The organism is Nocardioides sp. GCM10028917, assembly GCF_042666175.1.
In the GTDB taxonomy this organism is placed as follows: domain Bacteria; phylum Actinomycetota; class Actinomycetes; order Propionibacteriales; family Nocardioidaceae; genus Nocardioides.
In genome coordinates, this window is the sequence record NZ_JBHTFL010000008.1 from 282283 (window position 1) to 294243 (window position 11961).

Below are 11961 nucleotides of genomic sequence, written 5' to 3' on the forward strand. Positions count from 1 at the left end.
GCGATCGCGTGTTATTCCACGTCCGATTGCGCCGCGTCCCTACTGGTGCCTGGCAGTTCACAAGCGGACGGGTTGCAGGGCAGGTCGACCCTGGAGAACCGGCCGTCACCGTGGAAGATCCTCCGCTGCGAAGGCGCCAGATGAGTGCCTGTCGATGGGTCTTCGCTCGTACCGAGGTTCCGTGCATACCTCGGATGCGCTCCACCAGAGACCTGTAGCCGGATCCGGACTCCGGACGTGAAGCGGTGAGCGATTGCGTCAAGCCGGAGCTGGACCGTCCCGTTCGGTTGATTGGGTTCCAGTCTCGTGAACCCGTCGCTCACGTTGATGGATCGACCGTCCTGCCCGACCTCGCACAGTCTGACGAAGAAGTCGGCGTGTGGATTGTCGGTCTCGTACGACAGCTCGACGCGGGGGCTGCCGACAACCTCCACAGGCTCGACCAGAGGTGTGCTGGTGAAGGTGAGGACGTCCGATCGCTCCTCCAGTCTGCGGTTGTCGCGGTGACCCCCGATCGTCGGGTTGATCACGCGGCCGCCAACAGCCGGAGTGGGATCCGCGGGGTCGTAGGTGAACGCCGTTGGGGTACTGCGTGGCGGCGGCATGCTCGCTTTGAGCCCACCGTGTGGCTGGAGGTAGAGCACCCGCTCCTCGGTCGGTGGCGGCCAAGTCGCAAGGTGGCGCCATTCCTCGGCTCCTGTCACGTAGATGCGGACCGGGCTCGGCCGTCGGCGGTCACCGGTCGTGATGAGATGTTCGGCGAACCAGTCGAGGGCCTCGGTCATGACGGTTCCAGCGCCCTTCGTGGCGGTCTGGACGTGGGTCCACGGTCCGACAGTGAGTCCAACTGCCACACCTCGCCGCTGGAGCCGCTCGTACTGCTCGAGCATCTGAGCCGGGAACCGGTCCTGCCACCCCGTCTGCAACAGGACCGGGACAGCAACCCTCTCGAGTGCCGGACCGAGGCGCATGCTCCGCCACACGGGATCCTCAGGATCCGTGGCCTGGAGCCAGTCCCGGTACGGCATGCCGCTGTCCGCGAGGACGGTGTCCTGTGCCCGTGCCAGCGGGAGATCTTCGAAGGCAGATCGCAGCCGTCGGCTCGCCGTCACCCCACGCAGGAGTCCCCGGGCCGCACCGTCGCCGAGGTGACCGAGACCGTCCATCAGGCTCACGACTTCCTCGAGGGAGAAGGCGCCGGCACCGTGGGCGACCCAGTGCCCGTCGTGCGCGGACATGGCCACCACCGCAGTCGCCAGCTCCGGGGGAGGATCCATCATCACCGCCCACGCCGTGTACCCCATGTACGAGGCTCCCCACAGCGCGAAGCGGCCGCCGAACCAGGGTTGCTGTCGCAGCCACGCGACGGCATCGGCCCCGTCGGCGATCTCCTGGCTGAACGGGTCGAGGTCACCACCCGACCCGAACGTCCCGCGGCAGCTCTGATTGACGACGTGGTAGCCGTGGCTGGCGAAGAAGCCCGCAGTGAGATGTGCGATCAACCCGTCACGGCCGTACGGCGTGCGGATCAGAACTACGCCCAACGACGTGCCCACAGGGGCATGGACGTCAGTCAGGAGCTGCACGCCGTCACGCATTCGGACACGTTCCTGAACCACCGTGTAGCCGTGGCGGCCCGATGGCAGCCGCAGGATCCGACCAACCGCTGATCCGATCGGAAGCCGCAACCGGGGCCGCCTCATGCCGCCCTCCCTGCTCAGCGAACGAGCGGGTCGATCACACCGCACGCCACGCGAGCGCCCGCGTCACCTGAACCCAGCGTCGTGCCGTCCGGTCCTGCCACGCCACCAGCCGTGTATCGGAGCGGGATGTTAGCAAGGTTGTCGCGCCCGGCGTGCACCATCACCGCGGACCCGTCCACGTCGCGCAGACTGTCCAGGCTGAACCGGTCGGTGGCGAAGCTGGTGTACGCGTGGCCGTCGGCGGTCACCAGCAGCGGCGGCATGTCGCCGGGGTGGTCCCCGTGGTTCAGCAGCGTCGGGCTGTAGTGACCACCGGCGGACATGAAGGGCCCGGTCGGTGCCGCCGGGTCACACACTCCGACCGCGTGGATGTGGAATCCGTGGAAGCCCGGCGTCAGTCCCCGCGCGAGGCCGCTCACCACCACCTTGTCCCGGACCTCGTGCATCATCACCCAGCCCATCGCGCCGCCGTCGACACCGGCCAGCTCGACCCTCACGGCCGAGGAACCAGGGTGCTTGCGGTCGGTCCCCGCAGTGGCGTTCGTCGCGACAACGCTCGCCATCACGAGCACGGCCGACGCGCCCGCCAACGTCAACCTGCGTACCTTGCTTCTGTTCGTCACGTTGCTCACCTCATCCATAGACTTTTGCGTCTGACGTCTCGGACGGGCCCAACCCGCGTCGGTGCCGAGAGCTCTGGACTCGGTCGCCGCCCAGGATTGACTGGCCCAGGCGTTCGCTTCTGCCTTTCAACGATTGATCCGGGTACGGAATCTGTCAACGAGACCTCTAGACCGGACTGCCTGCCACCGGCTCTTCGTTGCCCTCTCAAGCACGTGCAAACGGAATCGTCTTCGCTGCGTGAACCAGACGATTGGGCTCCCCAGATTGCGGCGAGGTCCCACGCTTCGGTCGACTCCCCCGTGCTGTTCGGAAGGTGGCGTGTCGCCAATCGGGGCGTCGATTGTTGAACGACGAGCGCTCACGCGCGGCGTACGAAGCTTTCTCGACCCTGCCACACCGGCCTCTACCGCAACTCGAGGGCGGCCCTGGCCTGCGGCGGTGGCTGGATGGACGTCAAGAAGGACGGGGATCTACTTGCGCACCTGTCACGGTTCACGGACGAGTCTGCGTCCTATCCCCGCCTGTCGGCGCGTGTGCGGACGACCGGATCTAGCGATGGGCGGAGCCTGACGCGGTGCTGACTTACGGTTGCTTGGTGAACGATCCGCGATCGGCGCTGCTGCACGACATGAAGCCTGAGCTGTTGCGGAGGTTCAAGGAGTCCGGGGTGTTGCGAGTTGAGTACGTGTCCGCCTTCTCGTTTCAGGACGATGCCTGGGTGTGGCTCGGAACGGCGACGGACGCCGAGCGGGACGCCTTGACGGGCTCGGAACCTCGCCTGCTCGCGGAGGCGCGTCTGATCGCGGAGAGCCACGGCTTCCCCGCGCAGAACGTCAGCGGAGTGACCGTGCAGTCAGAGGAGACAGGCGCCCGTGACTTCGAGGGAAGTTGGTTCTACGCGCTTCGGTGAACATCCGGATCTGCCACGACGAGTGCGCGGATCTACCGATACCCGGAAGGGGGCAGCGTGCGTCGCTACCGGTTCAAGTCCATCCCCCGTGAGCGGTAGAGGAGGGTTGCGCCATAGACGGTGATTCCTCCCAACACGATGGCGGTAAGCCAAAAGACCGCGCTGAACCAGCCGTCGGTGTTCACAGCCCCAATGATCGAGCCGGCGCTGGTCAAGGCCCACAGATTAGTCTGGACCGCAACTTCCATCTTCAGCCCCATTCTTCTATGTGAGCGCACCTCGGGACGGATCGCAATATGCGCGCCCTCAGACGGTGACAAGAACTGAACCCCTCCGACATGCCGCTGTCGGATCGGAGCATCCGACCATGCCGCGATGGGTGCGTCTTATCGCCGCTTGTCGGCGTCGGGCGGTAGCCCAAGGGTGGGGCGCCGGCGGAACGAGGGTCAGGCCAGCGATAGGAACAGCTTCTCCATCTTCTTCACGTCGAGGGTGTCGAGGTCACCCTCGCCTTCGACGAGACACTGCTGGAGGCCGTTGGCGACGATGGCGAACCCAGCGCGGTCTAGCGCCTTGGAGACGGCCGCGAGCTGGGTGACGACGTCCTCACATTCGCGGCCTTCCTCAAGGAGCCGCAGGACGCCGGCGAGCTGGCCCTGGGCGCGCTTGATGCGGTTGATGACCGGCTTCATCGAGGTCGGGTCGAGCTCCATCAGTTCTCCTGGTTGTGCGAGGCGAGCGCGGCAAGGGCTGCGGTGAGGCGCTGCTTGGCGTCGGCAGCCACCGTGTCGAGGGCACCCTCATCAGAGTCGGTGCTGGCGAGGCCCATCATGGCGTCGGGGTCGAAGGCCTCCACGACGGTGGTGGTATCGCCGGTCGAGCGGACGACGACGTTGCACGGCAGAACGGCGGCGATCGACGGGTCGATGCCGAGAGCTTCGTAGGCCAGCTGCGGCCGGCAGGCGCCGAGGATGACCTGGGGCGGCAGGTCGACGTCGAGCTTGGCCTTCAGGGTGGCGGCGAGGTCGATCTCGGTGAGGATGCCGAAGCCCTGGTCAGCGAGGGCGGCCCGGGTGGCGGAGACGGTCTCGTCGTAGGGCAGGTCGACGGTGGTGCTCAGCGTGTAGCTCATGCGCTCCTCCGCTCGGTGTTGGAGCCGGAGTTCGTCTCGGCCTCGCTCAGTGCTGCCTGGACGTCGAGGGCGCGGACGGAGGCGATGAGCTCGTTGAGGGCCGCGGCCGGGAGCGCGCCGGGCTGGGAGAACACGAGCACGCCGTCCTTGAACGCCATCAGCGTCGGGATGGAGGTGATGTTCGCGGCGGCGGCGAGCTGTTGCTCAGCCTCGGTGTCGACCTTGCCGAACACGATGTCGGGGTTGGCAGCGGCTGCGGCGTCGTACACGGGAGCGAACTGGCGGCACGGGCCGCACCAGGCAGCCCAGAAGTCGACGAGCACGATGTCGTGCTCGGTCACGGTGGCCTCGAAGTTCGCGGCAGTCAGGTCCTGAGTGGTCAAGAAACCTCTCCTTGTCGTAGTGCGGTTGGGGTTGCAACCACCTCAACCACGATACCCCCCACCGTATGCCCAGCGCCCCTCGTGAGCGCCATCACCCGGGGCTCCCTCCGCGCGCTCGCGCAGCCCACTGCACTGTCGCATCGTGGCGTAGCGCCGTGGGTCGACTCGGTGAGCCACCGGTTTTGGATACCCCCGGGGGTGTGTGTATCGTCGTCGAGTAGATACCCCACGGGGTATCACCCAAGCGAGATGAAAGGACGAACCGCCATGACCAGTCGCACGCCTGAAGTTGACGTCGACCAGCTCGCCGCAGCTCTGGACGGCGGCGCCTCGCTCGTGGACGTCCGCGAACGTGGCGAGTACGCCCACGTGCACGTCCCCGGTGCGCAGCTCATCCCGATGGGCCACCTCACGGCCCGCATGGACGAGCTCGACAAGACCGCACCGGTCTACGTCATCTGCGCCAGCGGGAACCGCTCCAGCGCCATGACCGACCTGCTGCGCGCGAACGGCTTCGACGCCTACTCCGTCGCCGGAGGCACCCAGGCCTGGGCCGCGTCCGGACGGGCCGTCGGAGTCGGTCTGTGATTCCCGACCTCTACGACGCACACGACCTGCCTGAGCCGACCGACTCGAAGGAGACGTCCCAGATGACCCACCACACCAGCGACTCCCACGCAGACCTGACCTTTCTCACCATCGAGACCCCCACCCTCGGTGACCGCGACTACCTCGTCCACGACGGGGAGGTCGCGTTCGTCGTCGACCCCCAGCGCGACATCGACCGTGTGCTGGACCTGCTCGACGAGCACCAGGTCCGCCTCACCCACGTCGCGGAAACGCACCTCCACAACGATTTTGTCACCGGCGGCTACGCCCTCGCGGAGCACACCGGTGCCACCTACCTCGTCAATGGCGAGGATGACGTCTCCTTCTCCCGCACCCCCGTAGCGGACGGAGATGTCATCGAGGTGGGTGAACGTATGCGCCTCACCGCGCTGGCAACCCCCGGCCACACGTTCACCCACCTCTCCTACGCGTTGACCGACGCCGCCACCGGCAAGCAGGTTGCCGTGTTCACCGGCGGGTCGCTGCTCTTCGGCGCCACCGGCCGCCCCGACCTCCTGGGCGCCGAGCACACCCACGACCTGGTGCACCACCAGCACGCGTCCGCGCACAAGCTCGCGGAGCTGCTGCCTGACGACGCCGAGGTGTTGCCCACCCACGGGTTCGGGTCGTTCTGTTCCGCCAGCCAGTCGGATGCGACGTCGTCGACCATCGGGCAGGAGAAGGAGTCCAACCCGGTCCTCACCCAGGACGAGCAGACCTACGTCGACGAGCTCCTGGCGGGCCTCGGCCCGTACCCGGCCTACTACGCGCACATGGGACCGGCCAACGCTGCCGGCCCGTCGGCGCCCGACCTGTCGCCGCCTGCGAAGGCCGACGCCGTCGAGCTGCGTCGCCGCATCGAGGCCGGCGAATGGGTGGTGGACCTGCGGACCCGCACTGCGTTCGCCGCCGGGCACGCACCGGGGACGCTCAACTTCGGTCTGGATGGCGCCTTCGTCACCTACCTCGGCTGGCTCATCCCGTGGGGCACCCCCGTCACGCTGCTCGGTGAGAGCGCAGACGACGTCGCCGAAGCGCAGCGCGAGCTGGTTCGCATCGGCATCGAGCGGCCCGCAGCCCATGCCACCGGTGGACCCGAGCAGTGGAGTGAGGGTGAGCTCAGCTCGTTCCCCACCGCCACGTTCGCCGACCTCGCCCAGGTCCGTCACCACCGCGACGTCGTCGTCCTCGACGTCCGCCGCGCCGACGAGCACGACAAGGCCCGCATCGACGGTGCCGTCAACGTGCCCATCCACGAGCTGCCCCAGCGTCTCGACGACGTCCCCGCCGGCGAGGTGTGGGTCCACTGCGCCGGCGGGTACCGCGCCTCGGTCGCCGCGTCCTTCCTCTCCGCTGCCGGGCGGAACCTCGTCGCCGTCGACGACAGCTTCGACAACGCCGAGAAGGTCGGACTCCACCTGGTCGGACCCGAAGCGTGACCCTCGCACTCCTGGCCGCCGTCGTCGCCGGCGCGCTCATCGGGCTCAGCCTCGGAGCGCTCGGCGGCGGCGGCTCCATCCTCGCGGTCCCCGTGCTCCTCGCGCTGGGACAGACCGCGACGCAGGCCACCACCGGGTCCCTGGTCGTCGTGGGCGTCACCTCCGTGGCTGGAGCCGTGACCGCCTACCGCGCCGGGAACGTCCTCCTCGCGCGCGGCGTCGCGTTCGGAGTGGTCGCCATCGCTGGCGCCGTGGCCGGCGCCCACGCCTCCTCGGCCGTCCCCGAGGACGTGTTGTTGACCGCCTTCGCGGGCCTGATGCTCGTCGTGGCCGGCCTGATGGCCGTCCGCCAGCTGCGCAACCGCCGCGGCAGCTCCTCGGGTGCTCACGCCGACCGGCCTCGCCTGGACGACCCCATCATCACGTTCAGCCCCACCTTCATGTGCCAGTGCCCCCACGCGCTGAAGGTGCTGGTCACCGCGACCGCGGTCGGCCTGCTCACCGGGTTCCTCGGCGTCGGCGGCGGGTTCCTCGTCGTCCCCGCACTCGTCCTCGCCCTGGCGCTCCCCATGGGCTACGCCGCGGGGACCTCGCTGGTCGTCATGACCATCACCAGCGCCGCCGCTGTCGCCGTTCGGGCCGGCACCGGCATCGCACCCGACTGGTGGCTGGTCGCCGCCCTCACCGTCACCGCCGTCGCCGGCTCCGTCGCCGGAGCCCGCCTCGCCGCGCGCACCGACACCGCCAAGCTGTCCGCCGCCTTCACCGGCCTGGTCCTCCTCGTCGCCGCCTACACCGCCGCGACCGCCGTACCCGCCCTCCTCTGACCGCTTCCCCGCACGCCCCCCGACAAGAAACGAGTCCCACTCATGACGTCGACGGCCACCCGCCGCCACGCCCACACCCCGACCGATGCTGACCCGTACGGCATCGGCTACCGCCCCGGCCCGCTCGGCCGGATCGGCCTGTGGGTCACCCACCACCGCAAGGCCACCGCCCTCGTGTGGCTGCTCCTCGTCATCGGCCTCGGCGCCTTCGCCCCCAAGGTCGAGGCGAACCTCTCCGGCGCCGGCTGGCAGGCCGACGGCTCCGAGTCCGTCGCCGTACGCGAGCTCGCCACCGACAGCTTCGGCGGCAACGCCAGCTCCGCCATCCAGGTCGTCATCCACGCGGACGACGGACCCGTCACCACGGGCACCGGCGCGGACGTCATCGAGGAGGTCACCGCCATCCTCGAGGACGAATCGCGGATCGCCGACGTCATCGCGCCCCAGCCCGGCGCCACGCTCAGCCAGGACGGCGACACCGCCGTCATCCTCGCCGGCGCGGGCGCTGACCCCAACGAGATGGTCCGCGTCGCCGACGACCTCAAGGGTGAGCTCGAAGCCCTCTCCGGGAACGGCATCGAGGTCAACCCGACCGGCGCGTCCCTGCTGTGGTCGGACTTCAACGAAGCGAACCTCGACGCCATGCTGAAGTCCGAGATGATGTCGTGGCCGGTCACCCTGGCCATCCTCGTCCTCGCGTTCGGCGCCCTCGTCGCCGCCGGCCTGCCGCTCATCCTCACCCTCGCAGGCCTGGTCGCCTCCGCCGGCTCACTGGTCCTCATCAACGAACTCATCCCGGTCTCCATCTGGGCGATGAACTTCGCCATGATGTTCGCCCTCGCGCTCGGCATCGACTACGCCCTGTTCCTCGTCGTCCGGTTCCGCGCCGCACGCATGGGCCACCACGAAACGCCACGCCAGGCCATCGCCGAGACGATGGACACCGCCGGCAAGGCCGTCCTGCTGTCCGGCGCCACCGTCCTCGTGTCGCTGTCCGCCGTCATGCTCGTGCCGTCACCGGCGTTCCGGTCCATGGCTGGCGGCATCATGCTCGCCGTCGTCTTCGTCCTCGCCGCCACGCTGACCCTGCTTCCGCTCGTGCTGTTCAAGCTTGACTACAAGATCAACAAGGGCAGCCTGAAGTGGGTGCACAGCGGCGAGCACCGGTCCCCGAAGTTCGCCGCCTGGGGGGAGCGCCTGTGGAAACGCCCCGTCGCGTTCGGGCTCGCGTCCCTCGTCGTGCTGCTCGCCCTCGCCGCGCCGGTCCTGGGCTTGAAGACCGCGATGCCGTCCATTCAGGTCCTCCCCGACGACGCCAGCGCCCGCGTCGGCTACAACCAGGTCAAGGACGCCTTCGGCGACGGAGCCCCCGGCACCCTCCAGGTCATCACCGACGCGTCCGACGCCAAGGCCACCGCCAAGATCCTGGGAAGCGACCCAGGCATCGCCGGCGCCATGCCGGCCCAGCCGTCGGCAGACGACACCGACGTGGTCCTCATCCAAGCGGTCCCGACCGTCGACCCGTCCGACCCCGGGCTCTCCGAGACCGTCGACCGGCTGAGAGCCGACCTGCCCGACTCGGCGCTCGTCGGCGGCGCCGCGGTCGAGAACCTCGACCTCAAGACCCAGCTCGACGACTCGACCCCGCTCGTCATCGGCGTCGTCCTCGGCCTCGGGTTCCTGCTGCTCCTCATCGCGTTGCAGGCGCCGCTCATCTCGCTCCTCGGCACCCTCGCCAGCCTGCTGTCCACCGCCGCCGCATTCGGTGTCGCGCGCCTGGTCTTCCAGGACGGCATCGGCGCCGACCTGCTCGGCTTCGAGTCCCAAGGGTTCCTCGACGCGTGGGCGCCGGTGTTCTTCTTCGCGATGATCTTCGCCATTGCGATGGACTACACCGTGTTCCTCCTCGCCTCAGCCAAGGAGCACTACGAGAAGTCCGGCGACCCCAAGGAAGCCATGGTGGGTTCGCTGGCGCACTCCGGACGCGTCATCTTCGCCGCCGGCGCCGTCATGGTCGCCGTGTTCTTCACCTTCGCGCTCTCCGGCCCGCTGCCCCCGAAGGAGATGGGCATCGTCCTCGGCGTCGCCGTCCTCCTCGACGCGTTCCTCGTCCGCCTCGTCCTGCTGCCCGTGCTGCTCCGCCTCACCGGTAGGGCCGCCTGGTGGACCCCACGCTGGCTCACCCGCGTCCTGCCCAACATCACCTTCTCCCACGGCTGAGCGCCCAGCACAAGACCAACCAGCTCGACCTACACCCACAGAACGGAGTCACATCATGTGCCGACCGACCACCTGCAAAACCTGCAGCAAGACCACTTGGGCCGGCTGCGGCCAGCACGTCGCCGACGTCAAGGCGATGGTCCCCAGCAACCAGTGGTGCAACGGGCAGCACACCCCGGCCGAGAAGGCCGCGGCCAAGGCCGACAAGGCCGGAAGCAGTGGTGGCTTCCTGTCGCGGCTCTTCGGCCGCTGACCCCTGACCGGGTGGAAGACGCACACCCCCGGCGTTCCCCACCCGCCCCGCTGCCCCCCGAACGGACCGAATCCCTTGATGAACGACCGCGCCGTGCTTGCCCTCGCAGGGCCATGTGAAGTTGGGAGCGTCGCGCTGGCCGTCCTCGTCTTGGTGCTCACTGCAATTCTGAGGCTCAACATGCTCGAGCCAGCGTCACCTGGTTCTGCTGGGCGCGCGCATGTTCCGCCGGCTCGGCGTAGATCCCGGCTGCGCCTTCCCCTGAGAGCCAGCGGTCGGATGTTCGCACATGCCGCATTCCGAACAGTCGCAAGATCACCCATTCCGCCGCGTGACGGCGACGCCCCATCATGAAGCCGCTGTAGTCGCTCAGTCGTGAGGCACGCGCCTGGCCCGGCTGCCCGGCGCGGGGTTCGGAAGGGTTCCGTCGGCGGCGGGCTCCGAATCCGGGATGCCCGCGCGTGGCACGGCCGGGTCGGCGGCGTGCGCCGCCGCCTCGAAGTAGCGCAGCAGTTCCACCGGGAAGGGCACCACCAGGGTCGAGTTCCGCTCAGCGGCCACCTCGACCATCGTCTGCATCAACCGCAACTGAAGGGCACCGGGTGTCGCGGTCATCGCTGCAGCAGCCTCGGACAGCTTCTTCGAAGCCTGGAACTCCCCGTCGGCGGTGATCACGCGGGACCGGCGCTCACGCTCGGCCTCCGCCTGGCGCGACATCGACCGCTTCATCGTCTCAGGCAGCGCGACGTCCTTGATCTCCACACGGTCGATCTCGATGCCCCACGGGGCGGCCGGGCTGTCGAGCATCACTTCGAGGCCCTGGTTGAGTTGCTCACGGTTGGACAACAGGTCGTCGAGCTCGCTCTTGCCGATGACCGACCGCAACGAGGTTTGTGCCACCTGCGAGATCGCATACCGGTAGTCCTGCACCTGGACAACCGCGCTGATCGGGTCGTGGACTCGGAAGTAGACGACCGCATCCACGCGCACGGTCACGTTGTCGCGGGTGATGCCGTCCTGCGCCGGAACAGGCATGGTGGCGACCTGCATGTTCACGCGACGCATCCGGTCCACAAACGGGATCAGCATCGTCGGGCCAGGTCGCCTCACCTCCCGCTGAGCCCGGCCGAGCCGGAACACGACGCCGCGCTCGATCTGCGTGACCACGCGGAAGCTCGTGGCGACGCCCACGACGACCAGGGCGACCAGCGCTAGCAGCACGATGAGCAGGACGTCCATGACGACCTCCAGAGGACCGATGATTGCCTCGCTATAGAGCGTACGTCGCCCGAGCCGTTCTCCCCATCAGCCCGCGTCACAACCGGCAGTGACGCCGTCCTCGGCTTCGGCGTCTACCAGATCCCGCCGGAGGACACCGAGCGCGCCGTGTCCGAGGCCGCCCTCGAGGTCGGCTACCGCCACCTCGACACCGCCGCCGCCTACGGCAACGAGGAAGCGGTCGGCCGGGCCGTCGCCGCCAGCGGAATCCCGCGCCAGGAACTGTTCGTCACCACCAAGCTCTGGATCCAGGACCGCCCCGCGCAGGACAACACCGGGCGTGCGTTCGAGACGTCGCTGCGGCGTCTGGGGCTCGACCACGTCGACCTGTACCTGATGCACCAGCCCTACGGCGACGTCCACGGCCAGTGGCGGGCCATGGAGGAGATCAACGCCGGCGATGGCGCACGCGCCATCGGCGTCTCCAACTTCCACCCCGACCGGCTCGTCGACGTCATCGTCCACAACGACGTCGCACCGACCGTCAACCAGATCGAGACCCACCCCTTCCACCAGCGCCACGCCGACCAGCAGGTCATGCGCGAGCACGGCGTGCAGATCGAGTCCTGGGGACCATTCGCCG

At 68.6% G+C, this 11961-nt stretch carries 13 protein-coding genes and 1 pseudogene; 7 read left to right on the forward strand and 7 right to left on the reverse strand.

Features of this window, described 5'->3' with window-relative positions:
- Positions 1-11 precede the first annotated feature (11 nt).
- Positions 12-1598: a CocE/NonD family hydrolase gene (locus ACFQW6_RS17845; RefSeq protein ID WP_378548444.1), complete on the reverse strand. Its 1587-nt coding sequence runs from the start codon at positions 1596-1598 to the stop codon at positions 12-14.
- A 119-nt stretch (positions 1599-1717) separates the two neighbouring features.
- On the reverse strand, positions 1718-2335 hold the full coding sequence (locus ACFQW6_RS17850; protein WP_378548447.1) for a superoxide dismutase family protein: 618 nt from the start codon (positions 2333-2335) through the stop codon (positions 1718-1720).
- Positions 2336-2922: 587 nt separating this feature from the next.
- Here ACFQW6_RS17850 and ACFQW6_RS17855 point away from each other — a divergent pair.
- Positions 2923-3237, forward strand: coding sequence for a hypothetical protein (locus ACFQW6_RS17855; RefSeq protein ID WP_378548450.1), 315 nt, complete (start codon positions 2923-2925; stop codon positions 3235-3237).
- Between the two features lie 65 nt (positions 3238-3302).
- Here the strand turns inward: ACFQW6_RS17855 and ACFQW6_RS17860 are convergent, their stop codons facing one another.
- The 4 genes from ACFQW6_RS17860 to trxA all read right to left on the reverse strand — a co-directional run bounded on the left by ACFQW6_RS17860 (position 3303) and on the right by trxA (position 4752).
- A complete protein-coding gene (locus ACFQW6_RS17860) occupies positions 3303-3497 on the reverse strand; it encodes a hypothetical protein (protein ID WP_378548453.1) in 195 nt (64 codons plus the stop codon).
- A 186-nt stretch (positions 3498-3683) separates the two neighbouring features.
- Positions 3684-3950, reverse strand: coding sequence for a metal-sensitive transcriptional regulator (locus ACFQW6_RS17865; RefSeq protein WP_378548456.1), 267 nt, complete (start codon positions 3948-3950; stop codon positions 3684-3686).
- Complete coding sequence (locus ACFQW6_RS17870; RefSeq protein WP_378548459.1) at positions 3950-4369, reverse strand: DUF302 domain-containing protein; 420 nt, start codon at positions 4367-4369, stop codon at positions 3950-3952. The genes ACFQW6_RS17865 and ACFQW6_RS17870 overlap by 1 nt, the downstream gene beginning before the upstream one ends.
- A complete protein-coding gene (trxA, locus tag ACFQW6_RS17875; RefSeq protein ID WP_378548462.1) occupies positions 4366-4752 on the reverse strand; it encodes a thioredoxin in 387 nt (128 codons plus the stop codon). The genes ACFQW6_RS17870 and trxA overlap by 4 nt, the downstream gene beginning before the upstream one ends.
- Positions 4753-5019: 267 nt before the next feature.
- Between trxA and ACFQW6_RS17880 the strand changes: the two genes are divergently transcribed.
- From ACFQW6_RS17880 to ACFQW6_RS17900, 5 genes are all read left to right on the forward strand, one after another.
- Positions 5020-5340 (forward strand): rhodanese-like domain-containing protein, encoded by a 321-nt coding sequence (locus ACFQW6_RS17880; RefSeq protein WP_378548465.1) that lies wholly within the window; start codon positions 5020-5022, stop codon positions 5338-5340.
- A gap of 62 nt (positions 5341-5402) precedes the next feature.
- Positions 5403-6800: a rhodanese-like domain-containing protein gene (locus tag ACFQW6_RS17885; RefSeq protein WP_378548468.1), complete on the forward strand. Its 1398-nt coding sequence runs from the start codon at positions 5403-5405 to the stop codon at positions 6798-6800.
- The gene (locus tag ACFQW6_RS17890; protein WP_378548471.1) at positions 6797-7627 is read left to right on the forward strand and encodes a sulfite exporter TauE/SafE family protein; all 831 of its coding nucleotides are present in this window, start codon (positions 6797-6799) and stop codon (positions 7625-7627) included. The genes ACFQW6_RS17885 and ACFQW6_RS17890 overlap by 4 nt, the downstream gene beginning before the upstream one ends.
- Positions 7628-7669: 42 nt before the next feature.
- Positions 7670-9847, forward strand: coding sequence for an MMPL family transporter (locus ACFQW6_RS17895; RefSeq protein ID WP_378548474.1), 2178 nt, complete (start codon positions 7670-7672; stop codon positions 9845-9847).
- Positions 9848-9902: 55 nt separating this feature from the next.
- The gene (locus tag ACFQW6_RS17900) at positions 9903-10100 is read left to right on the forward strand and encodes a hypothetical protein (RefSeq protein ID WP_378548477.1); all 198 of its coding nucleotides are present in this window, start codon (positions 9903-9905) and stop codon (positions 10098-10100) included.
- A gap of 369 nt (positions 10101-10469) precedes the next feature.
- On the opposite strand, the gene ACFQW6_RS17905 is transcribed toward ACFQW6_RS17900, so the two are convergent.
- Entirely contained in the window at positions 10470-11339 is an 870-nt protein-coding gene (locus ACFQW6_RS17905) for a slipin family protein (RefSeq protein WP_378548480.1), read from the reverse strand.
- Between the two features lie 147 nt (positions 11340-11486).
- Between ACFQW6_RS17905 and ACFQW6_RS17910 the strand changes: the two are divergent.
- Positions 11487-11906: pseudogene (locus tag ACFQW6_RS17910) on the forward strand (aldo/keto reductase); the annotation flags it as partial.
- Positions 11907-11961: the final 55 nt, after the last annotated feature.

Excerpts from the sequence above, each read along its gene's own strand:
- ACFQW6_RS17895 (WP_378548474.1), top strand. The coding sequence starts at position 7,670 with ATGACGTCGACGGCCACCCGCCGCCACGCCCACACCCCGACCGATGCT.
- ACFQW6_RS17900 (WP_378548477.1), top strand. The coding sequence starts at position 9,903 with ATGTGCCGACCGACCACCTGCAAAACCTGCAGCAAGACCACTTGGGCC.
- ACFQW6_RS17865 (WP_378548456.1), bottom strand. The coding sequence starts at position 3,950 with ATGGAGCTCGACCCGACCTCGATGAAGCCGGTCATCAACCGCATCAAG.
- ACFQW6_RS17860 (WP_378548453.1), bottom strand. The coding sequence starts at position 3,497 with ATGGGGCTGAAGATGGAAGTTGCGGTCCAGACTAATCTGTGGGCCTTG.
- ACFQW6_RS17880 (WP_378548465.1), top strand. The coding sequence starts at position 5,020 with ATGACCAGTCGCACGCCTGAAGTTGACGTCGACCAGCTCGCCGCAGCT.
- ACFQW6_RS17885 (WP_378548468.1), top strand. The coding sequence starts at position 5,403 with ATGACCCACCACACCAGCGACTCCCACGCAGACCTGACCTTTCTCACC.
- ACFQW6_RS17905 (WP_378548480.1), bottom strand. The coding sequence starts at position 11,339 with ATGGACGTCCTGCTCATCGTGCTGCTAGCGCTGGTCGCCCTGGTCGTC.
- ACFQW6_RS17845 (WP_378548444.1), bottom strand. The coding sequence starts at position 1,598 with ATGCGTGACGGCGTGCAGCTCCTGACTGACGTCCATGCCCCTGTGGGC.
- ACFQW6_RS17870 (WP_378548459.1), bottom strand. The coding sequence starts at position 4,369 with ATGAGCTACACGCTGAGCACCACCGTCGACCTGCCCTACGACGAGACC.